This window comes from Pseudomonas sp. 58 R 12 (assembly GCF_900005865.1).
Lineage (GTDB): Bacteria > Pseudomonadota > Gammaproteobacteria > Pseudomonadales > Pseudomonadaceae > Aquipseudomonas > Aquipseudomonas tritici.
Map to the genome: position 1 here is coordinate 39,261 of NZ_CVTP01000019.1, position 25,451 is coordinate 64,711.

Annotated in this window: 23 protein-coding genes; 12 read left to right on the plus strand and 11 right to left on the minus strand. The window is 60.4% G+C overall.

Features of this window, described 5'->3' with window-relative positions:
- The gene (locus BFP95_RS15825; protein WP_065882427.1) at positions 1 to 3,660 is read left to right on the plus strand and encodes a transporter substrate-binding domain-containing protein; all 3,660 of its coding nucleotides are present in this window, start codon (positions 1 to 3) and stop codon (positions 3,658 to 3,660) included.
- Here the strand turns inward: BFP95_RS15825 and BFP95_RS15830 are convergent, their stop codons facing one another.
- Together BFP95_RS15830 and BFP95_RS15835 are read right to left on the minus strand one after the other, a co-directional pair.
- Positions 3,661 to 4,143: a GAF domain-containing protein gene (locus BFP95_RS15830; RefSeq protein WP_065872718.1), complete on the minus strand. Its 483-nt coding sequence runs from the start codon at positions 4,141 to 4,143 to the stop codon at positions 3,661 to 3,663.
- On the minus strand, positions 4,140 to 5,030 hold the full coding sequence (locus BFP95_RS15835) for an ATP-binding protein (RefSeq protein WP_049709281.1): 891 nt from the start codon (positions 5,028 to 5,030) through the stop codon (positions 4,140 to 4,142). Before BFP95_RS15835 ends, BFP95_RS15830 begins: the two co-directional genes overlap by 4 nt.
- Before the next feature lie 163 nt (positions 5,031 to 5,193).
- Between BFP95_RS15835 and BFP95_RS15840 the strand changes: the two genes are divergently transcribed.
- Positions 5,194 to 7,503, plus strand: coding sequence for a hybrid sensor histidine kinase/response regulator (locus tag BFP95_RS15840; RefSeq protein ID WP_065909897.1), 2,310 nt, complete (start codon positions 5,194 to 5,196; stop codon positions 7,501 to 7,503).
- On the opposite strand, the gene BFP95_RS15845 is transcribed toward BFP95_RS15840, so the two are convergent.
- The 3 genes from BFP95_RS15845 to msrB form a co-directional block, all read right to left on the minus strand.
- Positions 7,457 to 7,936 (minus strand): MarR family winged helix-turn-helix transcriptional regulator, encoded by a 480-nt coding sequence (locus BFP95_RS15845; RefSeq protein WP_065872720.1) that lies wholly within the window; start codon positions 7,934 to 7,936, stop codon positions 7,457 to 7,459. The genes BFP95_RS15840 and BFP95_RS15845 overlap by 47 nt on opposite strands.
- Positions 7,933 to 8,418: a glutathione peroxidase gene (locus BFP95_RS15850; protein WP_049709284.1), complete on the minus strand. Its 486-nt coding sequence runs from the start codon at positions 8,416 to 8,418 to the stop codon at positions 7,933 to 7,935. The genes BFP95_RS15845 and BFP95_RS15850 overlap by 4 nt, the downstream gene beginning before the upstream one ends.
- Positions 8,419 to 8,564: 146 nt before the next feature.
- A complete protein-coding gene (gene msrB / locus BFP95_RS15855; protein WP_049709285.1) occupies positions 8,565 to 8,957 on the minus strand; it encodes a peptide-methionine (R)-S-oxide reductase MsrB in 393 nt (130 codons plus the stop codon).
- A 201-nt stretch (positions 8,958 to 9,158) separates the two neighbouring features.
- On the opposite strand from msrB, the gene BFP95_RS15860 reads away from it, so the two are divergent.
- Both BFP95_RS15860 and htpX read left to right on the plus strand, forming a co-directional pair.
- Positions 9,159 to 10,370: a pyridoxal phosphate-dependent aminotransferase gene (locus BFP95_RS15860; RefSeq protein ID WP_065872721.1), complete on the plus strand. Its 1,212-nt coding sequence runs from the start codon at positions 9,159 to 9,161 to the stop codon at positions 10,368 to 10,370.
- Positions 10,371 to 10,674: 304 nt separating this feature from the next.
- A complete protein-coding gene (htpX, locus tag BFP95_RS15865; RefSeq protein ID WP_034102803.1) occupies positions 10,675 to 11,562 on the plus strand; it encodes a protease HtpX in 888 nt (295 codons plus the stop codon).
- Positions 11,563 to 11,831: 269 nt separating this feature from the next.
- Here htpX and BFP95_RS15870 read toward each other — a convergent pair whose 3' ends face one another.
- Entirely contained in the window at positions 11,832 to 12,488 is a 657-nt protein-coding gene (locus BFP95_RS15870; RefSeq protein ID WP_065909898.1) for a thiopurine S-methyltransferase, read from the minus strand.
- A 103-nt stretch (positions 12,489 to 12,591) separates the two neighbouring features.
- Between BFP95_RS15870 and BFP95_RS15875 the strand changes: the two genes are divergently transcribed.
- On the plus strand, positions 12,592 to 13,359 hold the full coding sequence (locus BFP95_RS15875; protein ID WP_065872723.1) for a DODA-type extradiol aromatic ring-opening family dioxygenase: 768 nt from the start codon (positions 12,592 to 12,594) through the stop codon (positions 13,357 to 13,359).
- 206 nt (positions 13,360 to 13,565) lie between these two features.
- On the opposite strand, the gene BFP95_RS15880 is transcribed toward BFP95_RS15875, so the two are convergent.
- Positions 13,566 to 15,239, minus strand: coding sequence for a DEAD/DEAH box helicase (locus tag BFP95_RS15880; protein ID WP_065872724.1), 1,674 nt, complete (start codon positions 15,237 to 15,239; stop codon positions 13,566 to 13,568).
- Positions 15,240 to 15,662: 423 nt separating this feature from the next.
- On the opposite strand from BFP95_RS15880, the gene BFP95_RS15885 reads away from it, so the two are divergent.
- Positions 15,663 to 16,454 carry a crotonase/enoyl-CoA hydratase family protein gene (locus BFP95_RS15885; protein ID WP_065909903.1) on the plus strand — a complete coding sequence of 264 codons (792 nt, stop codon included), beginning with the start codon at positions 15,663 to 15,665 and terminating at the stop codon, positions 16,452 to 16,454.
- A 150-nt stretch (positions 16,455 to 16,604) separates the two neighbouring features.
- On the opposite strand, the gene BFP95_RS15890 is transcribed toward BFP95_RS15885, so the two are convergent.
- Complete coding sequence (locus BFP95_RS15890; protein ID WP_049709291.1) at positions 16,605 to 17,360, minus strand: spermidine synthase; 756 nt, start codon at positions 17,358 to 17,360, stop codon at positions 16,605 to 16,607.
- A 123-nt stretch (positions 17,361 to 17,483) separates the two neighbouring features.
- On the opposite strand from BFP95_RS15890, the gene BFP95_RS15895 reads away from it, so the two are divergent.
- Entirely contained in the window at positions 17,484 to 18,830 is a 1,347-nt protein-coding gene (locus tag BFP95_RS15895) for a class II 3-deoxy-7-phosphoheptulonate synthase (protein ID WP_065909905.1), read from the plus strand.
- Positions 18,831 to 18,942: 112 nt separating this feature from the next.
- Here BFP95_RS15895 and BFP95_RS15900 read toward each other — a convergent pair whose 3' ends face one another.
- Both BFP95_RS15900 and BFP95_RS15905 read right to left on the minus strand, forming a co-directional pair.
- Positions 18,943 to 20,172, minus strand: coding sequence for a winged helix-turn-helix domain-containing protein (locus BFP95_RS15900; protein WP_065909907.1), 1,230 nt, complete (start codon positions 20,170 to 20,172; stop codon positions 18,943 to 18,945).
- A gap of 45 nt (positions 20,173 to 20,217) precedes the next feature.
- The gene (locus BFP95_RS15905; protein WP_065872727.1) at positions 20,218 to 20,424 is read right to left on the minus strand and encodes a DUF1127 domain-containing protein; all 207 of its coding nucleotides are present in this window, start codon (positions 20,422 to 20,424) and stop codon (positions 20,218 to 20,220) included.
- A gap of 70 nt (positions 20,425 to 20,494) precedes the next feature.
- Between BFP95_RS15905 and BFP95_RS15910 the strand changes: the two genes are divergently transcribed.
- Positions 20,495 to 21,376 carry a LysR family transcriptional regulator gene (locus tag BFP95_RS15910; protein WP_065882422.1) on the plus strand — a complete coding sequence of 294 codons (882 nt, stop codon included), beginning with the start codon at positions 20,495 to 20,497 and terminating at the stop codon, positions 21,374 to 21,376.
- Here the strand turns inward: BFP95_RS15910 and BFP95_RS15915 are convergent.
- Positions 21,366 to 22,115: a sulfite exporter TauE/SafE family protein gene (locus BFP95_RS15915; RefSeq protein WP_065872729.1), complete on the minus strand. Its 750-nt coding sequence runs from the start codon at positions 22,113 to 22,115 to the stop codon at positions 21,366 to 21,368. The two genes, BFP95_RS15910 and BFP95_RS15915, sit on opposite strands and share 11 nt — an antisense overlap.
- Positions 22,116 to 22,224: 109 nt before the next feature.
- Between BFP95_RS15915 and BFP95_RS15920 the strand changes: the two genes are divergently transcribed.
- The 4 genes from BFP95_RS15920 (at position 22,225) to BFP95_RS15935 (ending at position 25,435) form a co-directional block, all read left to right on the plus strand.
- Positions 22,225 to 23,175 carry a LysR family transcriptional regulator gene (locus BFP95_RS15920; protein ID WP_049709297.1) on the plus strand — a complete coding sequence of 317 codons (951 nt, stop codon included), beginning with the start codon at positions 22,225 to 22,227 and terminating at the stop codon, positions 23,173 to 23,175.
- 80 nt (positions 23,176 to 23,255) lie between these two features.
- Positions 23,256 to 23,708: a MarR family winged helix-turn-helix transcriptional regulator gene (locus BFP95_RS15925; protein WP_065872730.1), complete on the plus strand. Its 453-nt coding sequence runs from the start codon at positions 23,256 to 23,258 to the stop codon at positions 23,706 to 23,708.
- Between the two features lie 263 nt (positions 23,709 to 23,971).
- A complete protein-coding gene (locus BFP95_RS15930) occupies positions 23,972 to 24,391 on the plus strand; it encodes an organic hydroperoxide resistance protein (RefSeq protein WP_010211852.1) in 420 nt (139 codons plus the stop codon).
- Positions 24,392 to 24,418: 27 nt separating this feature from the next.
- Positions 24,419 to 25,435: an alpha/beta hydrolase gene (locus BFP95_RS15935; RefSeq protein ID WP_083224225.1), complete on the plus strand. Its 1,017-nt coding sequence runs from the start codon at positions 24,419 to 24,421 to the stop codon at positions 25,433 to 25,435.
- The last annotated feature ends 16 nt before the right edge of the window (positions 25,436 to 25,451 follow it).

Here is a 25,451-nt window from a genome sequence, read left to right on the forward strand (position 1 = left end):
ATGCCCAGGCGTATAAAGGACTATCTGATTACATTGAGTGCCGGCTTGTGCTTCAGCACGGTCGTGCTCGCGAACCACCCAGCGAGCCCGGAACATTTCACCTTGTTGAGCCGTGCAGGCTCGGTTCAACTGGAAACCCACCTCAACAAGGCCCAACGCCAATGGCTGCAAAACAAGCGGGAGTTGGTGCTGGGCACTGCGTCCCCTGATTATCCGCCCTTTGACCTCACGTCCAGCGGCCGCGACTACGAGGGACTCACCGCTGATTACGCCGGCCTGCTGTCCAAGGCACTGGCACTGCCGGTGAAAGTGTTGCGCTACCCCTCCCGAGAGGCCGCGATCCGCGCCCTTGAAGCGGGGGATATCGACCTGCTGGGCTCGTCCAACGGCTTTGAGGCGGCAAACCCGAATCTCACGCTGTCCGAACCCTATGCAGTGGACCAGCCGGTACTGGTCACCCGCGAAGGTGAGACCCGCAGCCTGAAGGATGGCCTGGCCGGGATGCGCCTGGCTCTGGTCTACCACTACCTGCCACTGGGCGAGGTGGAAAAGCTTTACCCCGAGGCGCGCATCCGCGTCTATCCCTCTTATCAAAATGCCTTGAATGCGGTGGCATTCGACCAGGCGGACGTGTTTCTCGGCGATACCATTTCCACCCATTACATGATCAACAAGGGCTACCTGAAGAACATCCGCATGGCCAATTTCGGCAAGCACGAGGCCTATGGGTTCAGCTTTGCCATGCCCCAGCAGCAGCGCACCCTCTTGAGTATCGTCGATGCGGTAATGACGGCCGTGCCTACCGCTGAACGGGACGCGATCGCCAAGCGCTGGAGCGCCGGCAGCGACATCCTGCTGACCGACGAGAAGCTACAACTGACTCAACGTGAGGAGCGTTGGCTGAAGGACCACCCGGTGGTGAAGGTGGCGGTGAACGAAACCTTCGCCCCCCTGACGTTCTTCGATACCGACGGCAATTTTCGTGGCATTACCGCCGATCTGCTGGAGTTGGTTCGCCTGCGCACCGGGCTGCGTTTCGACATTGAGCGCGGGCGTGACGTGAATGCGATGATCGAACAGGTGGACGCCGGCAAAGTCGACATCATCGGCGCAATCGTGCCCAGCGTTGAACGGGAAGCGCAGCTGAATTTCAGCCGACCTTACCTGGAAAATTCCTATGTGCTGCTGACCCGGAAAGAGCCCGATGCGCCCTTGAACCTGGAGCAGATGGCCGGCAAGCGCCTGGCAATTACGCCGGGTAACCCGCTGGAAACCGTCCTGCGCCGCGACTTCCCAGAGGTGCATCTGGTCAACGCCAGCGACACGTTCAAGGCCTCGGAAATGCTGGCCCAAGGGCATGTCGAAGGCGCAGTGAACTCACTGGTAGTCGCCAACTACTTCCTGTCGTCCCAGATGTTCCAGGACAAACTTCAGATCAGCACCAGTATCGGCACCTTTCCCGCCACGTTTGCCCTGGCAACCGCACGCAGTGCCACCGAACTCAGCTCGATTCTCGACAAGGCCTTGCTGAGCATCGCCCCGGATGAACTGGGGGTGATCAACAGTCGCTGGCGAGGCTACACCTCCGCCTCCGATAGCTACTGGCGCAACTATCATCAACTGATCGCACGCATCATCATTGGTACGGGCCTTTTGCTGTTGGTCTCCCTGGGCTGGAACGCCTATATGCGTCGCCAGATCAAACACCGCAAGATGGCCGAGCGCGCGCTCAGTGACCAGTTCGAGTTCATGCGTGCGCTGGTCAATGAAACCCCGCATCCGATCTACGTGCGTGATCGTAAAGGCTTGCTGCAGACCTGCAATGACAGCTACCTGCAGGTATTCGACGTCAAACGCGAGGATGTGATCGGCAAAAGCGCCATCCAGATGAGTGAGGCCCTTGAAACCGACGCGGTTCAATATCACGCCGATTACCAGCGGGTGATGGCCGAAGGCAACCCGCTGATCCTTGATCGCACCCTGCATATCCACGGAAAAAAACTGACGATCTACCACTGGATCCTGCCATACCGCGACTCTACCGCAGAGGTGCAGGGCATCATTGGTGGCTGGATTGACATCAGCGAGCGACGCCAACTGTTCGACGAAATCCGCGCCGCCAAAGAACGCGCCGACGAAGCCAACCGGGCCAAGAGCACGTTCCTCGCCACCATGAGCCATGAAATCCGCACACCGATGAACGCGGTGATTGGCATGCTCGAACTGACCCTCAAGCGTGCCGACCAGGGCCATCTTGATCGCCCGGCCATCGAAGTGGCGTACAACTCGGCCAAGGACCTGCTGGAGCTGATCGGCGATATCCTCGACATCGCGCGCATCGAATCCGGGCGCCTGAGCCTGGCGCCGGAACGCGTCAACCTGCGAGAGGTGATCGAGTCGGTGGTGCGTGTGTTCGACGGCCTGGCCCGCCAGAAAACCCTCAGCCTGTCCCTTGAGTTCAAGCCCAACCTGGATGACACCGATGTGTTGATCGACCCGCTGCGGTTCAAGCAGGTGCTGTCCAACCTCGTCAGCAACGCGATCAAGTTCACCGAGCGCGGCGAGGTCAAAATCAAGGTTGAGGTATTGCCCACCGAGCTGGCGCAGCAAGTCGAGATGAAACTGGTGGTCGAGGACACCGGGATAGGTATCAGCCGGGATGACCAGTTACGCCTGTTCGAACCCTTTGCCCAGGCCGACAATTCCGGGCAGCTCGCCAGGAGCGGTGCCGGCCTGGGGCTGGTGATCTGCCGCAGCCTGTGCGCAATGATGGGCGGGCAACTGAGCCTGAGCAGCGTGCCTATGGTGGGCACTCAGGTGCATGTCAGCTTGAACATGACGCGCCTGCAGCCGGAACAGGCAACGGTCGAACCGAAACCCGAAGCCCCTGCGACCGCGCCAGTGCTCAATGTGCTGGTGGTGGACGATCATCCCGCCAACCGCTTGCTGATGTGCCAGCAACTGGGTTACCTGGGACACCAGTTCACCGCCGCCCAGAACGGCGCCACCGGTTTCCAGGCCTGGCGCCAGGAACGCTTCGACCTGATCATCGCCGACTGCAACATGCCCATCATGAATGGCTACGAGCTGAGTCGCTCGATCCGGGAATACGAACAGCGTGAGCAACTCGCACCGTGCGTGGTACTGGGTTTTACCGCCAATGCCCAGCCCGAAGAGAAGCAACGCTGCGCCGAAGCCGGTATGAACGATTGCCTGTTCAAACCGATCAGCCTGACGGCATTGGAGCGACAACTGGCGAAGATCGCCCCTCAACCCAGCGACCTGTACCTGGACCTCGGCAACTTCGAGGCCCTGACCGGCGGCGATCCACAGTTGAGCTGGCGTTTGCTGGAGGAACTGTTGAGCAGCAGCCGACATGATCGCCAGGAACTGACTGCGCTGATCAGTGCACATGCCCCGCTCCAGGAAATCATCGAGCAAGCTCACAAAATCAAAGGCGCTGCCCGTATTGTTCAGGCGACCCCATTGGCCAGGCAGTGCGAAACCCTTGAACAAGCCTGTGCCCGCGGTGATGACTGGGCGTTGATTGAAGCCAGTGCGAAATCCTTGGAAAAGCTCATGATGGAACTGGAGAGGTTACTGCAGATGCAGCTTCAAGCACTCGATGCCAGCAAGGGGCGGCTGCCGCCCCTTACGTGATCAGCAGTTGGTCAAGCGCAGGAAAATTGCTGCCAGCCGTTCAATGCCCGCCTGGTCCTGGGGGGTAAAACGCGCCAACGACGGGCTATCGAGGTCAAGGACGCCGATCAATTTGCCGTCCTTGACCAGGGGTACCACCAGCTCGCTGTTCGATGCGCTGTCACAGGCGATATGCCCTGGGAACGCATGCACATCCTCCACACGCTGGGTCTGCCGCGTCGCCGCCGCCGCACCGCACACCCCGCGGCCGAACGGTATGCGCACGCAGGCGATCTGGCCCTGGAACGGGCCAAGCACCAGCTCTTCGTCACGGTTAAGGTAAAAGCCGGCCCAGTTCAAATCGTCCAGCTGGTTGAACAGGAAGGCAGAAAACTGCGCACTGTTGGCGATGAAATCTCGCTCATCGGCCAGCAGCGACTCCAGTTGCGCGCAGAGCATGGCATAGCCATCAAGGCCAGTACCGGCGCTTTGTAAATCAATCATGGTTGACGTTCCAGTAATTTGAGGCCGACCCAGTAACGAGCGAATTGGTACGCGCAACGACCGTTGCGGTTGCCACGTCCGGTAGCCCAGCGTACCGCAAGAATGTCGAGCGCTTCATCGCGCTGCCACTGCAAACCGGCCTTGCTCGCCAGTTCGCCGATCCAGTGCTCCACGACATCCAGGAAGTGTTCCTGGGTAAACGGGTAGAACGACAGCCACAAGCCAAAACGGTCGGACAAGGCGATCTTGTCTTCCACCGCTTCGCTTGGGTGCAATTCACCATCCACGCGTTTCCAGTTGTCATTGTCGCTCTGGTTTTCCGGCACCAAATGGCGGCGGTTGGAAGTGGCGTACAGCAGCACGTTCTCCGGGGCCTGTTCGAGAGAGCCGTCGAGCACGCTTTTCAGCACACGGTAATCGCCTTCACCGGCCTCGAATGACAGGTCGTCGCAGAACAGGATAAAACGCTGCGGCAGCTTGAGCAGTTGCTCGACCACACGCGGCAGGTCGGCCAGATGGTCGCGTTCGATCTCGATCAGGCGCAAACCGGCCTTGGCGTGCTGTGCCAGCAAGGCGCGCACCATCGACGATTTACCCGTGCCACGCGAGCCCCATAGCAGCGCATGATTGGCGGGCAGGCCATCGATGAATTGTTGGGTGTTGCGCGCCAGTGTTTCACGTTGCTTGTCGACACCGATCAGGTCCGACAGGCGCATGTCCAGGCTCACGTCCAACGGCAACAGGAAACCACTGCGGCCTTCGCGCTGCCAGCGGGCAGCCAGGCACTGGTTCCAATCAATGGTTTGGCGTGGTGCAGGCAATAAGGGTTCGAGGCGGGCGAGCACTGCATCGGCCCGCTCAAGAAAGGCACTCAATCGAGAATCCACAATTATTCCTCTGGCAAGTTCTTGCAAAAGATGGCGTATTGGCAGCCCTGCGGCAGACCGCACGAGGCTGCGTAAAAAACGATTCATGCCGGGTAAGCCAGAGCCTGTGGATGTTCAGCTATGCTTGCCGGGCGAAGGGAAACGTAAAGTGGTTCAACACTCAATGGATATCAAGTTCGCCCACCGCTTGTCTTATAAACAAGCCAGATTGACTGTGCTGGTCGGTTTCGTGTTGGGAACCTTGCTCAGCCTGATCCAAATCGGCATTGATTATGCCAGCGAAGACGCATCCATCAACCGTGAAATTCGCTCGCTGATCGAAATCAGCCACAACCCCGCGTCACGCATCGCCTACAACATCGACGCCGAACTGGCCCAGGAACTGACCCTGGGCCTGCTGCACTCCCCCGCCATCATCCATGCCCAGTTGATCGACAATAATGGCGTGGTACTGGCCGATGTCGACCGGCCGCGCAAAGAAAGCACCTACCGCCCCCTCAGCGATTTTCTGTTTGGGGCCAACCGCCAGTTTGAAGATCGGCTGTTCCTGAACCCTATGCCCAACGAGTCCCTCGGCGTGCTACGGCTGGACGTGGACACTTATGCCTTTGGCAGCCGCTTCCTGCGCCGTGCCGAGATCACCCTGCTCAACGGGTTTGCCCGCAGCCTGCTGCTGACCGGCATCCTGCTGGGTCTGTTCTACGTCATGCTGACCCAGCCACTGGTGTGTATTATTCGCGAGCTGAGCAACCGCAGGCAGGCACGCCTGGATTGCCCGCCGGGCCATGAACACGACGAAATCGGCGTACTGGTGAACGTTGCCAACCAACAGTTCGAAAACATGGAGACGGAGATCCAGCAACGCCGCCACGCGGAAGACCGACTGACCGAATACCTGGGGCAATTGGAGGACATCGTCTCCGCGCGCACCTTGGAGCTCAAGGCCAGCAACCAGCGGCTGAGCCAGTCCAACGACGAATTGGAAGCGGCGAAGATGCATGCATTGGGCATGGCCCAGGCGCGTGCGGCGTTCCTGGCCAACATGAGCCATGAGATTCGCACCCCGCTCAACGGCCTGTTGGGGATGATCGCACTGTCGCTGGACAGCCCGCTCAATGCCGAGCAGCGCCAGCAACTGTCTATTGCCCATGACTCGGGCAAAGTGCTGGTGGAGTTGCTCAACGATATCCTCGACCTGTCCAAGTTCGATGCTGGCCAGTTGGAGCTGGAACACATCCCCTTCGACCTCGGCTCGCTGGTGGAGGACACCGCTAACCTGCTGTCACAAAACGCGGCACCCAGTGTCGAACTGACCTGCCTGATCGACCCGCAGTTTCCCGCCCAGGTGCTGGGCGACCCGACCCGTGTGCGGCAAATCGTCAGTAACCTGCTGTCCAATGCCTTAAAATTCACGCGCTTCGGCCGGGTCGATGTGCGCCTCAGCGCGCTGGATGGCCGAGTGCGCATCGAGGTCTGTGATACCGGCATCGGCATTGCGCAGGAAGCCCAGGTAAAGATTTTCCAACCGTTCACCCAGGCCGGAGCCGGTATCACACGCCAGTTTGGCGGCACGGGTCTCGGCTTGGCGTTGACGCACAACCTGTGCGAAGCGATGAAAGGCCGACTGAGCATCAGTTCGGAGGTCGGCTTCGGCAGCCAGTTCTGCGCCGACCTGCCGTTGCCGATCCATTTGCCCGCCGTTCAACAGGTGCCGCTCAAGGGTGAGGTGATCGCCATCACCAGTGCCGGCAGCGGCCTGACGGAACTGCTGACCACCCTCCTGCCCCACTGGGGGCTGACACCGCGCTGCTACCCGCGTGATGAGGATTTAAGCGGGCAAACGCCGGACTTGCTGATCACCGACTGCCCCGAATGCCTGTTCCGCCTGCGGCCTTCCATCACCGCGCCGATCCTGCTGGTGACCGCCTATGGCAATTTCATGCCCAGCGAAGAAGTCGCGGCACTGGCGCCGTTGCAGCAACAGGCGCGCCCGCTGAGCCGCAATGCGCTGTATCAAATCCTGGAACGTAACTTGCGCAGCGATCACCCACTCATCCTTGATCCCATCCAGATAGAAGCCGTGCCCCTGGCACGCCGGGCGCGCATCCTGCTGGTGGAGGACAACGCGGTCAACCAACTGGTGGCCAAAGGCATGCTCAGCAAACTGGGGTGTGAAGTGATCGTGGCCGCCCACGGTGGGGAGGCGCTCAAGTTTCTTGAAGAACAACACTTCGACATGGTGTTGATGGACTGCAATATGCCGGTGATGGACGGTTACGAAGCCAGCCGGCAGATCCGTCGCAGCGGGCGCTGGCCGGAACTGCCGATCGTCGCGTTGACAGCCAACGCCCTTTCCGAAGAACGCGAGCGTTGCCGGGCTGCGGGCATGAATGACTACCTGGCCAAGCCGTTTCGGCGCGAGGAACTCAGCGCTTTGCTGGACGTGTGGGTGCCGAAGACGACACGTCTCTGATCTGCAGCAGCAACTGGTCCAAGCCGTCGCGCAAGGCATCGGCCTGGTTCAGGTCGATGCCGCTGTCGCACAGCAGCCGGGTCTTGAGCGCATGGGTCTGGTCGCGCAACTGCACACCGCTTTCGCTGAGGCTCAGGTGCACTTCTCGCTCATCCTTGGCGCTGCGCTGGCGCTTGACCCACTTTAGGTGCTCAAGGCGCTTGAGCAACGGCGTCAGCGTGCCCGAATCCAGCATCAAGCGCTCGCCCAAGGCCTTGACCGTGGGTTGCGCGGGGGCTGTGTCGTGCCATTCCCACAACACCAGCATCACCAAGTATTGCGGGTAGGTCAGGCCCAGTTGATCCAGCATCGGCTTATAGGCGCGGGTCACCGCCCTGGACGCAGCGTAGAGCTTGAAACACAGCTGGTTATCGAGGGCCAGGGATACGCTCATTTGAGCAGGGCTTCGATCTCTTGAGTCAGGTCCTGCGGCTTGGTGGTCGGGGCAAAACGCTTGACTACCTGGCCGTCACGACCGATGAGGAACTTGGTGAAGTTCCACTTGATGCCTTTGGACCCAAGCAGGCCCGGGGCCTGTTGTTTCAGTTGCACGAACAACGGGTGGGCATCGCTGCCATTCACGTCGATTTTCTTGAACAGCGGGAAGCTGACGCCGAAGTTCAGCTCGCAGAACTCGGAGATCGCCCCTTCGTTACCCGGTTCCTGCTTGCCGAACTGGTTGCAAGGGAACCCCAGTACCACCAGCCCCTGGTCCTTGTACTGCTGCCAGAGTTGCTCCAGGCCCTTGTACTGCGGGGTGAAGCCACACTTGCTGGCAGTGTTGACCACCAAGATGGCCTTGCCGGCAAAATCGGCCAAGGTCTTTTGCTCACCTTTGATGGTGGTGCAAGGGATGCTCAGCAGGTTGTCGCTCATGGCAGTGCCTCGATAACGGAAAGAAAGAATAAACATAGTGATCAATTCAATTGTGTGCAATTCAATTGACCAGAATGATAGGCCGATATCAGACGATAGCCGCTTCTGTGGCGAGGGAGCTTGCTCCCTCGCCACAGAAGATGTGTTTATCGCGGGACGAGGTCCAGGCACACCGAATTGATGCAATAACGTAGGCCAGTCGGCGGCGGACCGTCGGGGAATACATGGCCCAAGTGGGCATCGCATTTGGCGCAGGTAACTTCGGTGCGGATCATGCCGTGGCTGACGTCACGGATTTCGATCATCGCGCTGTCGGCAATCGGCGCGTAGAAACTGGGCCAGCCGCAGCCGGAATCAAACTTGGTGGTCGAATCGAACAGCGGCTCGTTGCAGCAGATGCAGTGGTACACACCGTCCGTCTTGGTGCCGTTGTACTTGCCGCTGAAAGGTCGCTCGGTACCCTTGAGACGACATACGTTGTACTGCTCGGGGTCGAGCATGGCTTTCCATTCATCAATGGTCTTCTGCAGCTTTTCCATCGGTACACCTCGGCAACTGAAAAAGCCTGATCTGTGTCTTTTCCGTAGATCAGGCGGCACGTATGATTGCGCCTCTTCAAAACGCCAGTCTGGCACCCGCGCTACCGGCATTCAAACGTATTTACGGGGGCGGCCCCGCGGGATTCACAGTACGGTAGTGTCCACACCGTCTGGATCGTTCATTTTCAGGATCACATCGCCATGCAGGTCAGCAAATCGAACAAGCTCGCCAACGTCTGCTATGACATTCGCGGCCCGGTGCTCAAGCACGCCAAACGCCTGGAAGAGGAAGGCCATCGCATCCTCAAGCTGAACATTGGCAACCCGGCGCCCTTTGGTTTCGAAGCGCCGGACGAGATCCTCCAGGACGTGATCCGCAACCTGCCCACCGCCCAGGGCTACAGCGACTCCAAAGGCCTGTTCAGCGCGCGTAAAGCGGTGATGCAGTACTACCAGCAAAAGCAGGTCGAAGGTGTTGGCATCGAAGACATCTACCTGGGCAATGGCGTGTCCGAGCTGATCGTGATGTCCATGCAGGCCCTGCTCAACAATGGCGACGAAGTGCTGGTGCCGGCGCCGGACTACCCGCTGTGGACCGCCGCCGTGACCCTGGCCGGTGGCAACCCGGTGCACTACCTGTGTGACGAAGGCGCCGACTGGTTCCCGGACCTGGCCGACATCAAGGCCAAGATCACCCCGAACACCAAGGCCCTGGTGATTATCAACCCGAACAACCCGACCGGCGCCGTGTATTCCAGGGAGGTGTTGCTGGGCATGCTCGAACTGGCGCGCCAGCACAACTTGGTGGTGTTCTCCGACGAGATCTACGACAAGATCCTCTACGACGACGCGGTGCACATCTGCACCGCGTCCCTGGCGCCAGACCTGCTGTGCCTGACCTTCAACGGCCTGTCCAAGTCCTACCGCGTGGCGGGGTTTCGCTCCGGCTGGATCGCCATCTCCGGCCCCAAGCACAACGCGCAAAGTTACATCGAAGGTATCGACATGCTGGCCAACATGCGCCTGTGCGCCAACGTGCCGAGCCAGCACGCGATCCAGACCGCGCTGGGCGGCTACCAGAGCATCAACGACCTGGTCTTGCCCCAAGGTCGCCTTCTGGAACAGCGTAATCGCACCTGGGAACTGCTTAACGCCATCCCGGGCGTGAGCTGTGTGAAACCCATGGGAGCGCTGTACGCCTTTCCGCGGATCGACCCGAAGGTGTGCCCGATTCTCAACGACGAGAAGTTTGTGCTCGACCTGCTGCTCTCGGAAAAACTGCTGGTGGTGCAAGGCACGGCGTTCAACTGGCCGTGGCCGGATCACTTCCGCGTGGTCACATTGCCGCGTGTGGATGACCTGGAGATGGCCATTGGTCGCATCGGTAGCTTCCTCAAGTCCTATCGCCAGTAACGGAAACGGCGCTGTACGATCGACAATCGGTCGTACAGCGAGTATCTGGCAACACTTCTCTGCCCCTTCTCCGTTCCAGCCGTTTGCTGGCGCAGCAAAAGCTATCTCCCCCCTATAATTACTGGGCTGGAAGGTATAGATGAACCGATCAGGGGGTCTTTTTCACGTCGGAAAATCCCTTCAAGGCTCTACATTCAGGCTGTAGGACACAGTTTGAAATAGTCGCTCGGTTGAATCACCCCATGCCGCACCTTATATACCCCGCAGTACGCGACATATTAAGCATGAGGAGAACTCTACAACCATGATGCGCATCCTGCTGTTCTTGGCCACTAACCTTGCGGTCGTGCTGATTGCCAGCATTACCTTGAGCCTTTTCGGCTTCAATGGGTTCATGGCGGCCAACGGGGTTGACCTGAACCTCAATCAGCTGCTGGTTTTCTGTGCGGTCTTTGGTTTTGCCGGCTCGCTGTTCTCGCTGTTCATCTCCAAGTGGATGGCGAAAATGAGCACCAGCACCCAGGTGATCACCCAGCCACGTACCCGGCATGAGCAATGGTTGCTGCAGACCGTCGAGCAATTGTCCCGAGAAGCCGGCATCAAGATGCCCGAGGTCGGGATCTTCCCGGCCTATGAAGCCAACGCCTTTGCCACCGGCTGGAACAAGAACGACGCACTCGTTGCGGTCAGCCAGGGCATGCTGGAACGCTTCTCGTACGATGAAGTAAAGGCGGTGCTGGCCCACGAGATCGGCCACGTGGCCAACGGTGACATGGTCACCCTGGCGCTGGTCCAAGGCGTGGTGAACACCTTCGTGATGTTCTTCGCGCGGATCATCGGCAACTTTGTCGACAAGGTGATCTTCAAGAACGAAGAAGGCCGCGGTATTGCCTATTTCGTGGCAACCATCTTCGCCGAAGTGGTGCTGGGCTTCCTGGCCAGCGCGATCACCATGTGGTTCTCGCGCAAACGCGAATTCCGCGCAGACGAAGCCGGTGCCCGCCTGGCCGGTACCGGGGCGATGATTGCAGCGCTGCAACACCTGCGCTCCGAACAGGGCCTGCCGGTGCATATGCCGGACAGCCTGACGGCCTTTGGTATCAACGGTGGCATCAAGCAGGGCATGGCTCGCCTGTTCATGAGCCACCCGCCACTGGAAGAGCGTATCGACGCACTGCGTCGTCGGGGCTGATAGCTCGGTAGTGACACCGAAAGGGGCGATCTGATCGCCCCTTTTTCGTGGGTACGTCCTTGACCATCGCGGCATAGCTATCTACACCTCTTTTGAAAGCGCAGAAGCATCCTGTAGTGAGCGGGCTTGCCCCGCGCTGGGCTGCGAAGCGGCCCTAAAAACCTGATATCGAGCTTTACCTGAAGAAACGCAGCGGCCTTATTGGGGCCGCTCCGCAGCCCAGCGCGGGACAAGCCCGCTCACTACCCTACTCTGTGGTCATCGCGGGCTCAGCGCATCGTCAGCTGATACACCCGCTCCTCAAGCCGCGTAACGCCGTCCTGCACGAACTTCCAGCTTTCGCCCAGGATGTCTTGCTCTTCCTGCACCGCCAAGGCCCAATGCGAGCCAAGCAGCACCTTCACCTCATCATGCGTCACTGCAAACGGCGGGCCGGCTTTTTGCGTCTGGTCATAATCGAGGGTGATCAGCAGCCCCTGGCAACCCGGCCGCAAAAGCGTATTCAGGTGTTCGGCATACTGCGCACGCAGCAGCGGTGGCAGGGCGATCAGCGCGGCGCGGTCATAGAGCGCGGTGCAATCAGCCAGGACTTGCGCGTCCAAGGCGAAGAAATCGCCGCACCATACTTCGATCAAATCCGCCTGATACACCTTGAAGGCGCCTCGTTCGGTGACGCGCGGTGTCAGACTCTGCTCTGTGAAGAAGGCTTCCACCGCCTGTTCCGACAGCTCCACGCCCAGCACCCGAAACCCCAGGCTGGCCAGCCACATCAGGTCCAGGCTTTTGCCACACAATGGCACCAGCACTTTGGCGCCCTCGGCGAGGGCCAACTTCGGCCAGTGCCGTTGCAGGTAAGGATTGACCTCGGGCAAATGAAAGCCGATCTGATTGCGCGCCCAGCGCTCCCGCCAAAACTCAGGCTCCATGGATGCCCCCAAAAATTCGATCAAATGGTGCTAAAACTTATATTAGATTTAGATCAATGATCTGATTAAAGATGGGCCCATGTTAACGCTCAGGACCCCACTTATGTTCCCCAGCCTGTTTATCTCCCACGGTTCGCCCATGCTCGCCCTGCAACCCGGCGCCAGCGGCCCGGCGCTTCAGCGACTCGCCGCCGAGATACCACGGCCGAAGGCAATCGTGGTGGTGTCGGCGCATTGGGAAAGCCATGAGCTGCTGGTCAGCGGCAGCGCCGCGCCTGACACCTGGCACGATTTTGGTGGCTTCCCCCGCGAATTGTTTGCCGTGCAATACCCCGCGCCGGGCGATCCGCAGTTGGCCGGCGAAATAGTCGAGTTGTTGCACGCCGATGATTTGAATGCACGCATAGACGACCAACGCCCGTTCGACCACGGCACCTGGGTACCGTTGTCGCTGATGTACCCGGCGGCAGACATTCCAGTGGTGCAGGTTTCCCTGCCCAGCCGCATGGGCCCTGCCCTGCAGACGCGGGTCGGGCATGCGCTTGCCAGCCTGCGCGACAGAGGTGTGCTGTTGATCGGCTCGGGCAGCATCACCCATAACCTGGGCGAACTGGACTGGCACGCGGGGCCTGAGAGCATAGAGCCCTGGGCGCAGGATTTCCGGGACTGGGTGGTGGATAAGCTGGCGGCCAACGATGAGACCGCGCTGCACGACTATCGCCGTCAGGCACCGCATGCGGTACGTAGCCATCCCAGCGATGAGCATTTGTTGCCGCTGTACTTTGCACGTGGCGCCGGTGGCGATTTCAGCGTGGCGCACCAGGGGTTCACCATGGGCGCCCTAGGAATGGACATTTACCGCTTCGACTAACGAACGCCTCCTCTTGTGGGCGCTGGCTTGCCTGCGATGGCGGTGGTTCAGTCAAGCACATTTATCACTGATACATCGCTATCGCATGCAAGCCAGCTCCCACATTGGATTGGGTGCTGATCCGGACACAGCCTGAATCCAAGGCAAAAAAAATCCCCGAACCAGTCGGGGATTTTTTATGTGTGATCAATCAGCCCAAGGGCGGATCAATCTTCGCGGTAGCGACGCAGCTTCAACTGCTTACCGGCAACGCGAGTGTCTTTCAGCTTGGTCAGCAGTTTTTCCAGACCATCTTCCGGCAGCTCCACCAGGGAGAAGCTGTCACGGACCTGGATGCGACCGATGGCTTCACGTGCCAGGCCACCCTCGTTGAGGATAGCGCCCAGCAGGTTCTTGGCAGCGATACCGTCACGCGCGCCCAGCGCGGTACGGCAACGAGCACGGCCTTCAGCCAATGGAACCGGAGCACGACGCTCACGATCACCACGGTCTGGACGGTCGCCAGTACGCTCTGGACGATCACCGCGTGGCGCGTTGTTCGGCACCAGTGGGCGTTCTTTCTCGATGGCTGCCAGGGTCAGGGCCTGACCGTTGGTCGCTTTACGCAGCAGGGCTGCAGCCAGGGCACGTGGGGTGCAACCGATATCGGCGGTCAGGCGGTCAAGCAGTTCGCCGTGGGTCGATTCAGCGTCAGCCACCAGCGGCGACAGGCTGTTGGTCAGTTTCTTGATGCGAGCATCCAGAACGGCCTGGGCATCCGGCAGGCGGACTTCGGCGACTTTCTGACCGGTCACACGCTCGATCACTTGCAGCATGCGGCGCTCACGTGGAGTCACCAGCAGCAGTGCACGACCTTCGCGACCGGCACGGCCGGTACGGCCGATACGGTGAACGTAGGACTCTGGATCGTACGGCATGTCAACGTTGAACACGTGGGTGATACGTGGAACGTCGAGACCACGTGCAGCCACGTCGGTCGCCACAACGATGTCCAGACGGCCATCCTTGAGGGAGTCGATCACGCGCTCACGTTGGTTCTGGGCGATGTCACCGTTCAGCGCAGCGGCTTTGTAGCCTTTGGCTTCCAGGGCACTGGCCAGGTCCAGGGTCGCTTGCTTGGTGCGCACGAACATGATCAGGGCGTCGAAGTCTTCGACTTCCAGCAGGCTCAATACAGCCGAGGTCTTCTGGTCAGCGTGAACCAACAGGTGAGCCTGTTCGATCGCGGTAACGGTCTGAGTCTTGGTCTGGATCTTCACGTGTTGCGGATCGCGCAGGTGGCGTTCGGCAATGGCACGGATCGACTGTGGCAGGGTGGCCGAGAACAGTACGGTCTGACGGGTTGGTGGCAGCGCCTTGAAGATGACTTCCAGGTCATCCATGAAGCCCAGCTTCAACATTTCGTCAGCTTCGTCGAGAACCAGGTGGTTCACGGTCGACAGGACTTTCTCGTCGCGACGCAGGTGGTCGCACAGACGGCCCGGGGTGGCGACAACGATCTGTGCGCCGTTACGGATTGCTTTCAGTTGCGGGCCCATCGGCGCGCCGCCGTAAACGGCCACAACGGTAACGCCTGGCATTTGCTTGGCGTAGGTTTCAAAAGCGGTTGCTACTTGCAGCGCCAACTCACGCGTTGGCGCCAGGATCAGGGCTTGCGGTTCGCGCTTGGCAGGATCGATGCAGTGCAGGATAGGCAGGGCGAACGCGGCGGTTTTACCAGTACCGGTTTGCGCCTGGCCAATCATGTCCTGGCCGGCCATGATGATCGGGATCGATTGCTGCTGAATCGCCGAAGGTTCTTCGTAGCCGGTCGCGATGACGGCAGCGAGAATGTTCGGGTTAAGATTAAAAGCGGCGAAGCCGCCGGTTTCCTGGGTCATGGGTCTGCCTCTAAGTGCATCCGCAAAGACCCATGCTCCAAAGCTGCGCATGCCGTGTTGAGACTCAAGAGTCGCCCTGGCTGCTTTGTCGGCGGGGATTTGCGAAAACGAATGAATGAAAAAGATTCGTCAAGGGAGAGTCCGCTGTGCGGACGTGCAGCCGAAGCTGACTTCGGGGAATTGCGCTACCTAAACGCGGCCCGGTTAAAGGCCGGCGCGCACTATACCGGAAATAGCTGAAAAAGGGAGCTTTTTTTATCGTAAAGCATTGATAAACCGCCCTGCGTCACAGTCTTTGCAGATAACGCGTGTAAGGTCTATTTTTCAAAGGCCCGGCCCTGTTGGTCATTACGCTTAAACGGTTCACCCAACCCTTCCGACCCTTTGGTCTGAAACACTTCCCCGCGCCCGAGGGCACACCCGATGAATCAAGCCAGCAGCAGCCGCGTCAGCCGAGAACTGCAGGGCCATGTCCTGCTGTTGGGCCTGGACCGGGTAGCCAAACGCAACGCTTTCGACCTGGACCTGCTCAACGCGCTGAGCCTGGCGTATGGTGAATTTGATCGAAATGCCGATGCGCGGGTGGCGGTGGTGTTTGCCCATGGTGATCACTTTACCGCCGGGCTGGACCTGGCCAATGTCAGCGCGGTGATGGCCGGCGGCTGGCAACCACCGCTGGGGGGCTGCGATCCCTGGGGCGTGTTTGCCGGCCCGCGCGTGAGCAAACCGGTGATCGTCGCGGCCCAGGGCTACTGCCTGACCATCGGTATCGAGCTGATGCTGGCGGCGGACATCAACCTGTGCGCAAGCAATACGCGCTTTGCGCAGATGGAAGTACAGCGTGGGATTTTTCCGTTTGGCGGCGCGACGCTGCGCTTTCATCAGATCGCCGGCTGGGGCAATGCGATGCGCTGGCTGCTGACCGGCGATGAATTCGACGCCCATGACGCCTTGCGCTTGGGTTTGGTGCAGGAGGTGATGGCCAGCGAAGACTTGCTGCCGCGCGCCGTCGAACTGGCTAACCGGATTGCGCGCCAGGCACCGCTTGGGGTGCAGGCCACGTTGATGTCGGCACGGCTGGCGCATATGGAAGGCGAAGCGGTCGCGGCCGCGGCTTTGCCGCCGATGGTGGATAAGTTGCTTAACAGCGAGGATGCCAAGGAAGGGGTGCGGGCGATGATTGAGAAGCGGCCGGGGGTGTTCAAGGGTATATGAACACCTGAATTAGCCGTCGACAGTGATGGCCTCATCGCGGGCAAGTCGAAGCGTCGAACCGCCGCTCCCACATTTTGACTGCGTGCATCCTGTAGGAATGCGGTCGAATGTGGGAGCCGGGCTTGCCCGCGATGGCGTCGTTCCAGGCAACTAAGTAGCCGGCCGAATCGCCTTGATCAGCGACTGCAACGAATAGCCCAACCGCGGTGCCAGCGCTTCAGCACGAGCCGAAAGCGCGCCAAGGTCCAGTTCCTGATCCAACTCCGAAGGCACCAGCAGAATCACATTCCCCTCCTTCACCGGCAGCTCCCAATAATGCCGGTGATACAACCCGCGCAACAATGCCGCCCCCAACGGTTTGCCATCGTCGGTGGCCCACTGGTTGATCACCAGCCAGCCGCCGGGGTTGAGTTTTTTCTGACAGTTTTCCAGGAAGGTCCAGGCCAGGTGCCCGACGCCGGGGCCGACGTCGGTGTAGAGGTCGACAAAAATCAGGTCAGCCGACTCAGCCGTGTCGAGCAATTGCAGTGCGTCGCCGACGCGAATATACAGCCGTGGGTCATCGTCCAGCCCCAGGTATTCGATGGCCAGGCGCGGTACATCGGGACGCAGCTCAATGGCCTCCACGTCTTCCAGTGGCAGGAACTTCAGGCACGCCTGGGTCAACGTGCCGGCGCCCAGGCCGAGGAACAGCGCGCTTTCCGGTTGCTCATGGCACAACGCGCCGATCAGCATCGCGCGGGTGTAGTCGTACTCCAGCCAGCTCGGGTCAGCCGTAAATACGCAGCTTTGCTCGATGGCATCGCCGAACTCGAGAAAACGGTAATCGGCCACTTCAAGCACACGGATCATGCCGAAATCATCATGGACTTCGGCGAGCAGGCGCTCGACACGCTCCTCGGTCATCACTACTCCTAAAGGGTTTGCTGCACGGCAAAGGCGCGATTGTCGGCCAACCGGCGGCAACAGGTCACGCACTAATTGCTGATAACATTGGCGCCCGACCGTCAATCAACAATCGAGTGCATGATGAGCCAACCCTGGAGCCCCGACAGCTGGCGCGCCCTGCCGATCCAGCAACAACCCCAGTACCCGGACGCTGCGCACCTGCTGCACGTGGAGCAGAGCCTGGCCAGCTACCCGCCGCTGGTGTTTGCCGGGGAAGCCCGCGAGTTGCGTCGTCAGTTCGCCGAAGTGACCCAGGGACGCGCGTTCCTGCTGCAAGGTGGCGATTGCGCCGAGAGTTTTGCCGAATTCTCCGCCGCAAAAATCCGCGACACCTTCAAGGTGTTGCTGCAGATGGCCATTGTGATGACGTTCGCCGCCGGCTGCCCGGTGGTCAAAGTCGGGCGCATGGCCGGCCAGTTCGCCAAGCCGCGTTCGGCCAACGACGAGACCATCGACGGCATCACCCTGCCCGCCTACCGTGGCGATATCGTCAACGGCATCGGTTTCGATGAAAAAAGCCGCGTGCCGGACCCGGATCGCTTGTTGCAGTCCTATCACCAGTCCACCGCCACCCTCAACCTGTTGCGCGCGTTTGCCCAAGGCGGTTTTGCCGACCTGCACCAGGTGCACAAGTGGAACCTGGACTTCATCGCCAACTCCGCCCTGGCCGAAAAATACAGCCAACTGGCCGACCGCATCGATGAAACCCTGGCCTTCATGCGCGCCTGCGGCATGGACAGCTCGCCGCAACTGCGCGAAACCAGCTTCTTCACCGCCCACGAAGCGCTGCTGCTCAATTACGAACAAGCCTTTGTGCGCCGTGACAGCCTGACCAACGACTACTACGACTGCTCGGCGCACATGCTGTGGATCGGCGACCGTACGCGCCAGTTGGACGGTGCCCACGTCGAATTCCTGCGCGGGGTGAACAACCCGATCGGCGTCAAGGTCGGCCCGAGCATGAACCCGGATGACTTGATCCGCTTGATCGACATCCTCAACCCGGACAACGACCCCGGCCGCCTCAACCTGATCGCGCGCATGGGCGCCGGCAAGGTCGGCGACCACCTGCCAGGCCTGATTCGTGCGGTACAGCACGAGGGCAAGCAGGTGCTGTGGAGCTCCGACCCGATGCATGGCAACACCATCAAGGCCAGCAGCGGCTACAAGACCCGCGACTTTGCGCAGATCCTGGGCGAGGTGAAGGAATTCTTCCAGGTGCACCAGGCCGAGGGGACATATGCCGGCGGGATTCATATCGAAATGACCGGGCAGAACGTCACCGAATGCATCGGCGGCGCGCGGCCGATTACTGAAGATGGTTTGTCGGACCGCTATCACACCCATTGCGACCCGCGGATGAATGCCGATCAGTCGCTGGAGTTGGCGTTTTTGATTGCTGAGACGTTGAAGCAGGTCAAGCGCTGAGATTTTTGTCGACTGAGCCGACGCCATCGCGGGCAAGCCCGGATCCCACAGGGGAATGCGCTCCAAATGTGGGAGCGGCGGTGCGACGATTCGACTTGCCCGCGATGGGGCCCTATAGGCCAATATCCATAGTCATCATTGCCGCCCTTAACCGGTCGGCACTCGGCCGTCGGCAATTGAGCTGGACCTGTTCAAGTCCCAGCCAATCAGCCATCTGCCGCAGGTTCAGCGCCAGCGCCAACATCCCCTCCTCATCAAGCCCCGGCGCCTCCTCATGCACCGCATGCACCGCCAAACGACCATTGGCGCGCTCGGCGCGCAAGTCGATGCGCGCGGCGATCCGTTCGTTGCGCAAAAACGGCAGCACGTAATAGCCGTAGACGCGTTTGTCCTGTGGCGTGTAGATCTCCAAGCGGTAACGGAAATCGAACAAGCGCTCGGTGCGGCTGCGTTCCCAGATCAACGAATCGAATGGCGACAGCAATGCGCTGGCCGTGACGTTGCGCGGCACTTTGGGTTCGGGCAGGCAGTAGGCCGGTTGTTTCCAACCTTGTACCTGGCAAACCTGCAGTCGGCCGTGTTCCACCAGTTCGGCGAGGCGATTGCGGCTGTCGGCAGGATCGAGACGGAAGTAATCGCGCAGGTCCTTCTCGGTGCCCACGCCCAACGCCGTGGCGCTGTGCAGCAGCAAGCCGCGCTGGGCTTCGGCCTCAGTCACAGAGGTTTGTAGGACAGCGCTGGGAATGACCCGCTCCGGCAAATCGTAGAGACGCTCAAAGCCACGTCGGCCAGCAACCGTCACCAGGCCGGCCGCAAACAACCATTCCAGCGCGTGTTTCTCATCGCTCCAGTCCCACCAAAGGCCGGCGCGCTCCTCACGCGTCGAGAGGCTGCCGGCACCCAATGCGCCCTGTTGCTCGACCGTGCGCAAAACGCGCTGGATCGTGGCCTGCTGCTCCCGACCAAAACGCGCCATCTGTGAATAGATACCCTGCCCCTGCTGCGCCCGTACCATGCGCCAGCGCATCAACGGGTAAAGCGCCAGCGGCAATAGTGACGCCTCATGCCCCCAGTATTCGAACAACGAACGCCGCCGGCCCTGGCTCCAGGCCGCCTGCTCAAGGAGCAAAGGGGAGTAATTGCCCAATCGGGAAAACAGCGGCAGGTAATGCGAGCGCACCACGGCGTTCACCGAGTCGATCTGCAACACGCCGAGGCGCTCAATCATCCGGTTGAGATGCGTAGCCTTAATCAGCGCAGGCGCCTGGCGTCCGGAAAAACCTTGGGCCACCAGCGCCATGCGTCGAGCTTGCTTAAGTGAAAAAGACAGGTCGGCGGGCATGAGGTTCTCCGTGTGGACTCACCGAACACCCTACTGCATCAGCGATCATTTTCGCAGCGGGTCTTGCCAGAAATGCAGGTGTCGCTCCTGCTCTACGTCGCCGCGATTGAGCCCGATGTCCTTGAGCGCCTCATCGCTCAAGGTTGCCAGCATCTGCCGCTCCTCGTGCACCACCTGCCAACGGGAAATCTTGTGAAACAGCCCGGAAAATGGACGTTTCACCAGCACTACAAAACCTCTTTGACCTTTCATCTTCTCGCCCTCCAGTGGGGATGGCGCAAGTGTGTGCTCGGGCTTATGATCAATCCAACGAATGTTTCTTATGCAATACATCTCAGAGATTGATCATTTGTCCAGTTTTCCAAGCATCGACACAGAAGTGCTGCGCACCTTCGTCGCCATCGCCGATCAGGGCGGTTTCACCCGCGCCGGGGAATTGGTCAACCGCACCCAGTCGGCGGTGAGCATGCAGATGAAGCGCCTGGAAGAAGACGTGTTGCAGCGCAAGCTGTTCGAGCGTGATGGTCGGCAGGTACGGCTCACACCCGAAGGCCAGGTGTTGCTGGGGTATGCACGGCGCATCCTGAAACTGCACAGCGAGGTGTTCAACACCCTGCGTGAGCCGCACATGGTGGGCTTGGTGCGCATCGGCACGCCAGATGACTACGTGATGCGTTTCCTGCCAGGGATTCTCAAGCAGTTTTCCAAGGCCTATCCGCTGATCCAGATCGAGATGCACTGCGAATCCTCACCAGTGCTGATGCAGCGCCGTGATTTGGCGTTGACCGTTGTCAGTCGCGAGCCAGGCAATGAAATCGGTGAACTGTTGCGCACAGAACGCATGGTGTGGGCGGCGGCGCCATGCTTTTGCACGGACGAGCATGAGGCCCTGCCACTGGCGATGTCCGGTGCCGATTGTCTTTACACCCAGTGGGCACGCTCGGCACTGGAGGCGGCCGGGCGGGATTATCGCCTGGCCTATCACAGCTCCAACGTGGCGGCGATCCAGGCGGTGGTCAACGCCGGCCTGGCGATGATGGTCAGCATGGAAAGCCTGGTGACTGATGACCTGCGCGTGCTTGGCAAGGACGAGGGCCTGCCGCCACTGCCGTCGATGAACCTGCACCTGTTGCGCAACCCACAGATGAATTCGCCCATCACCGAATGCCTGGCGGACTACATCCTCGAAGGTTTCAGACTTTAAAGGTCAGCATCACCGCGCACACCACCAGGAAGCCACAGAACAAGCCGCGCAGCACGCGCTCCGGCAGCGCATGCGCCACCTTCACACCCCAACTGATACTGAGCAAGCCGCCGACGGCCAACGGCACGCCGATCATCCAGTCCACTTCCTGGTGCCAGGCGTAGGTCACCAGCGTTACGCCGGTGCTGGGCAGCGCCAAGGCCAGCGACAATCCTTGCGCGACCACTTGGCTGGTGCCAAACACGCTGGTGAGTACCGGCGTGGCGACCACCGCGCCCCCCACGCCAAACAGGCCGCCCATAGAGCCCGACGCCGCACCCAGTACGCCCAGCCAGGGCCAGGAGTAACGCATCTGTGCAGTCGGGGGTGCGTTGCGGGTGAACATGCGCAGCAGGTTATAGGCCGCCAGCACCATCAGAAAGACGATAAAGCCGATGCGCATCGCCCCCGCATCCAGGCCCACCGCCCAGATCGAACCGAGCCAGGCAAAACTGAAGCCCATGATCCCCAACGGCAGCGCATGCCGCAGTTCGATGCGGTTGCGTTGGTGATAGCGCCACAGCGCAAGCATCACGTTGGGCACCACCATGACCAGCGCCGTGCCTTGGGCCAACTGCTGGTCCAGGCCGAACAATACGCCGAGCACCGGAATCGCAATCAGCCCGCCACCAATGCCAAACAGGCCGCCCACCGTGCCGAGGGCCGCGCCCAAGATCAAATACATCACTAAATCCAACACTGCGCGTTACTCCTCAATCCCAGGCCTTGCATGCTACGCAGTCGGCTATGGCGTGGAAACGCATAGCAACGCACAATGGCTGTGCCAATCTCGCATAAGCGTTTGAGTCATGAACCCGAATACCTTGACCGATCAGCTGGGCCTGTTTCTCGATGTACTGGAGACCGGCAGCTTTTCCGCCGCCGCACGTCGCCACCCGCTGACGCCCTCAGCGGTGGCACGGCGCATCGACAGCCTGGAAAGCTCAGTGGGCAGCCGCCTGTTCCAGCGCAGCACCCACGCGGTAGTGCCGACCCCGGCAGGCCTGGCGTTTGCCGAGCGGGCGCGACGGATTGTCAGCGAGTTGCAATTGGCGCGCGCCGAAGCGGTGTCCCTCAGCCATGCGCCGGAAGGCTTGATTCGCGTGGATGCGCCGGCAGCGTTTGGACGACGGCATCTGGCGCCGGTGATTGCAGATTTCCTCAATGTGTATCCGGGGCTGGATGTGCACCTGCATTTGATCGACAGCTTTGTGGATATGCAGGGCGCGCACCTGGGCAAGGTCGATCTGGTGCTGCGCGCCGGGCATATCGTCGATACCCGGCTGATCGCCACGCCCCTGGCGAGCATCGTACGCATCGCCTGCGCCAGCCCGGCCTATCTGAAAAGCCGTGGCACGCCGCTGCATCCTCGCGAGCTAAGCGAACACGACGGGCTGGACTGGGATGGCTTGGCGCCGATGTTCGCCTGGCGCTTTGAGCTGGATGGGCGCCGCGCGACCTATCGCCCGCAGCGCATCCGCATGAGCGCCAACAACGCTGAAGCCTTGCTGTCCGGCGCACTGGCGGGGCTGGGTATTGCCCATCTGCCCACATGGCTCGCCAGTGAGTACTTGGTGCGCGGCGAGCTGTTACCGTTGTTTTGCGAAAACGGCTTGCCCAGCCCCGAGACCACCGGGATCTATGCGCTGCGCCTGGAGCAGCAACCCAATGCACGTAGCCGCTTGCTGCTGGAATACCTCAAAACCCGTTTCAGCCCAGTACCGCCCTGGGACCTGGCATTGCAAAGCGGCTTGGTCTGACCACCCGGACAGAATTATCTGGCGCATTAAAGATTTGCCCGCTAGATTCCAGCCCAGACACGTTTTTTCGAGGCACCGCCATGAGCAAAAACCCTGATCCGTGCGAATCGCTGATGCTGGACAACCAGCTGTGCTTCGCCCTGCACTCCACCTCGCTGTTGATGACCAAGGTCTACAAGCCTTTGTTGCAGGCCCTGGGCCTGACCTATCCGCAGTACCTGGCGATGATGGTGCTGTGGGAAGAGGACGGTTTGACCGTCGGCGAAATCAGCAGCCGCCTGCTGACCGATCCGGGCTCCCTCACTCCGCTGCTCAAGCGCCTGGAGGTCGAAGGCCTGCTCAGCCGTACACGCAGCCGTGAAGATGAGCGCGTGGTCGTGGTGGAATTGACCGACGCCGGCCGGGCGTTGCAGGACAAGGCCATGGGGATACCTCAGTGCATTCTTGGCGCCAGCGGCTTGGAATTGGACCAGTTGCGCAAGCTGCAAGGCGATTTGATTGCGTTGCGCACCAACCTGCAAGCCAGCATCTAACGCGCTAGACCAGCCACCCAATATCTAAATGTGGGAGCTGGCTTGCCTGCGATAGCGGTCTATCAGTCACAGCAGCATTGACTGACCCACCGCTATCGCAGGCAAGCCAGCTCCCACATTTGGTTTTGTGGCGCGTCAGAAAACTACTCAATGCAAACTTTTTTATAAATTTAGCTTGCGCGCTAAACATTAGCGCTATACATTCGCCTCACCAACTACTTAGCGCACAAACATTTAGCGCTACAACCCAAGAGGACAACACCATGCAAACGCTCTATACCGCAGTAGCCACCGCCACCGGCGGCCGTGATGGTCGTGCTGTTTCCAACGACAACATCCTCGACGTCAAACTCTCCACCCCCAAAGAACTCGGCGGTGCCGGTGGCCAGGCCACTAACCCTGAACAACTGTTCGCTGCCGGCTACTCGGCCTGCTTTATCGGCGCGCTGAAATTCGTCGCCAGCCAGACCAAACGCAAAATCCCGGATGACGCCTCGATCACTGCCCACGTCGGCATCGGCCAGATCCCCGGTGGTTTCGGCCTGGATATCGACCTGCACATCAGCCTGCCGGGCCTGGCTCAGGACGACGCGCAAAGCCTGGTCGACGCGGCTCACCAAGTCTGCCCGTACTCCAACGCCACCCGTGGCAACGTCGATGTGCGCCTGCACGTGACCGTCTGATGACCTTGGCCGCCCCTGGAGAACGACATGAACACAATTGGTAAAGCGCTCACCGGTACCCTGCTCGCCCTGTCTATCACCAATGCCTTTGCTGCGACGGGTGATGTGGAACACAACACCCAGGCCTTCCTGGATGCGTTGAACGCCGGCACCGGTAAACCAATAGAGCAACTGACGCCAAAGGACGCCCGTGCCGTACTCACTGGCGCCCAGGCCGGTGTGAAGCTGACCTTACCCAAGGCGGAAGTGAGCCAGAAGACCATTCAGGTCGATGGTAAGCCGCTGGACCTGACCATCGTGCGTCCGGCCGGGGTCAAGGGCACATTGCCGGTGTTCATGTTCTTCCACGGTGGCGGCTGGGTGCTGGGGGATTACCCGACTCACGAACGCCTGGTGCGGGATTTGGTGGCGGGCTCAGGTGCGGTGGCGGTGTTCGTCAACTACACGCCTTCGCCGCAAGCGCACTATCCGGTGGCGATCAACCAGGCCTACGGCGCCACTAAATGGGTGGCCGAGCATGGCAAAGAGATCAATGTCGATGGCAAGCGCCTGGCGGTAGCGGGCAACAGTGTCGGCGGCAATATGGCGGCCGTGGTCAGCCTGATGGCCAAGGACAAGGGCACGCCAGCCATCAAATTCCAGCTGCTGCTGTGGCCGGTGACCGACGCCAGCTTCGACACGGGGTCCTACGACCAGTATGCCGAAGGGCACTTCCTCACCCGCAATATGATGAAGTGGTTCTGGGACAACTACACCACCGACGCCAACCAGCGCGCCGAGGTCTACGCCTCGCCGCTGCGGGCCACCCCTGCTCAGCTCAAAGGCTTGCCGCCCGCGCTGATCCAGACGGCCGGCGCCGATGTGCTGCGTGATGAAGGCGAGGCCTATGCCCGCAAACTGGATGCAGCCGGTGTGCCGGTAACTGCCGTGCGCTACAACGGCATGATCCACGACTACGGTTTGCTCAATGTGGTCAGCCAGGTACCAGCGGTGCGCTCAGCCCTGCTGCAAGCGTCGGACGAACTGAAGCAACACCTGAAGTAAGTCAGTACGACGCCCA

Bases quoted from the DNA above. Each gene is read 5' to 3' on its own strand.
- BFP95_RS15825 (WP_065882427.1), top strand. From the start codon at position 1: ATGCCCAGGCGTATAAAGGACTATCTGATTACATTGAGTGCCGGCTTG.
- BFP95_RS15830 (WP_065872718.1), bottom strand. From the start codon at position 4,143: ATGATTGATTTACAAAGCGCCGGTACTGGCCTTGATGGCTATGCCATG.
- BFP95_RS15840 (WP_065909897.1), top strand. From the start codon at position 5,194: ATGGATATCAAGTTCGCCCACCGCTTGTCTTATAAACAAGCCAGATTG.
- BFP95_RS15845 (WP_065872720.1), bottom strand. From the start codon at position 7,936: ATGAGCGTATCCCTGGCCCTCGATAACCAGCTGTGTTTCAAGCTCTAC.
- BFP95_RS15850 (WP_049709284.1), bottom strand. From the start codon at position 8,418: ATGAGCGACAACCTGCTGAGCATCCCTTGCACCACCATCAAAGGTGAG.
- msrB (WP_049709285.1), bottom strand. From the start codon at position 8,957: ATGGAAAAGCTGCAGAAGACCATTGATGAATGGAAAGCCATGCTCGAC.
- BFP95_RS15860 (WP_065872721.1), top strand. From the start codon at position 9,159: ATGCAGGTCAGCAAATCGAACAAGCTCGCCAACGTCTGCTATGACATT.
- htpX (WP_034102803.1), top strand. From the start codon at position 10,675: ATGATGCGCATCCTGCTGTTCTTGGCCACTAACCTTGCGGTCGTGCTG.
- BFP95_RS15870 (WP_065909898.1), bottom strand. From the start codon at position 12,488: ATGGAGCCTGAGTTTTGGCGGGAGCGCTGGGCGCGCAATCAGATCGGC.
- BFP95_RS15875 (WP_065872723.1), top strand. From the start codon at position 12,592: ATGTTCCCCAGCCTGTTTATCTCCCACGGTTCGCCCATGCTCGCCCTG.
- BFP95_RS15880 (WP_065872724.1), bottom strand. From the start codon at position 15,239: ATGACCCAGGAAACCGGCGGCTTCGCCGCTTTTAATCTTAACCCGAAC.
- BFP95_RS15885 (WP_065909903.1), top strand. From the start codon at position 15,663: ATGAATCAAGCCAGCAGCAGCCGCGTCAGCCGAGAACTGCAGGGCCAT.
- BFP95_RS15890 (WP_049709291.1), bottom strand. From the start codon at position 17,360: ATGACCGAGGAGCGTGTCGAGCGCCTGCTCGCCGAAGTCCATGATGAT.
- BFP95_RS15895 (WP_065909905.1), top strand. From the start codon at position 17,484: ATGAGCCAACCCTGGAGCCCCGACAGCTGGCGCGCCCTGCCGATCCAG.
- BFP95_RS15900 (WP_065909907.1), bottom strand. From the start codon at position 20,172: ATGCCCGCCGACCTGTCTTTTTCACTTAAGCAAGCTCGACGCATGGCG.
- BFP95_RS15905 (WP_065872727.1), bottom strand. From the start codon at position 20,424: ATGAAAGGTCAAAGAGGTTTTGTAGTGCTGGTGAAACGTCCATTTTCC.
- BFP95_RS15910 (WP_065882422.1), top strand. From the start codon at position 20,495: ATGCAATACATCTCAGAGATTGATCATTTGTCCAGTTTTCCAAGCATC.
- BFP95_RS15920 (WP_049709297.1), top strand. From the start codon at position 22,225: ATGAACCCGAATACCTTGACCGATCAGCTGGGCCTGTTTCTCGATGTA.
- BFP95_RS15925 (WP_065872730.1), top strand. From the start codon at position 23,256: ATGAGCAAAAACCCTGATCCGTGCGAATCGCTGATGCTGGACAACCAG.
- BFP95_RS15930 (WP_010211852.1), top strand. From the start codon at position 23,972: ATGCAAACGCTCTATACCGCAGTAGCCACCGCCACCGGCGGCCGTGAT.
- BFP95_RS15935 (WP_083224225.1), top strand. From the start codon at position 24,419: ATGAACACAATTGGTAAAGCGCTCACCGGTACCCTGCTCGCCCTGTCT.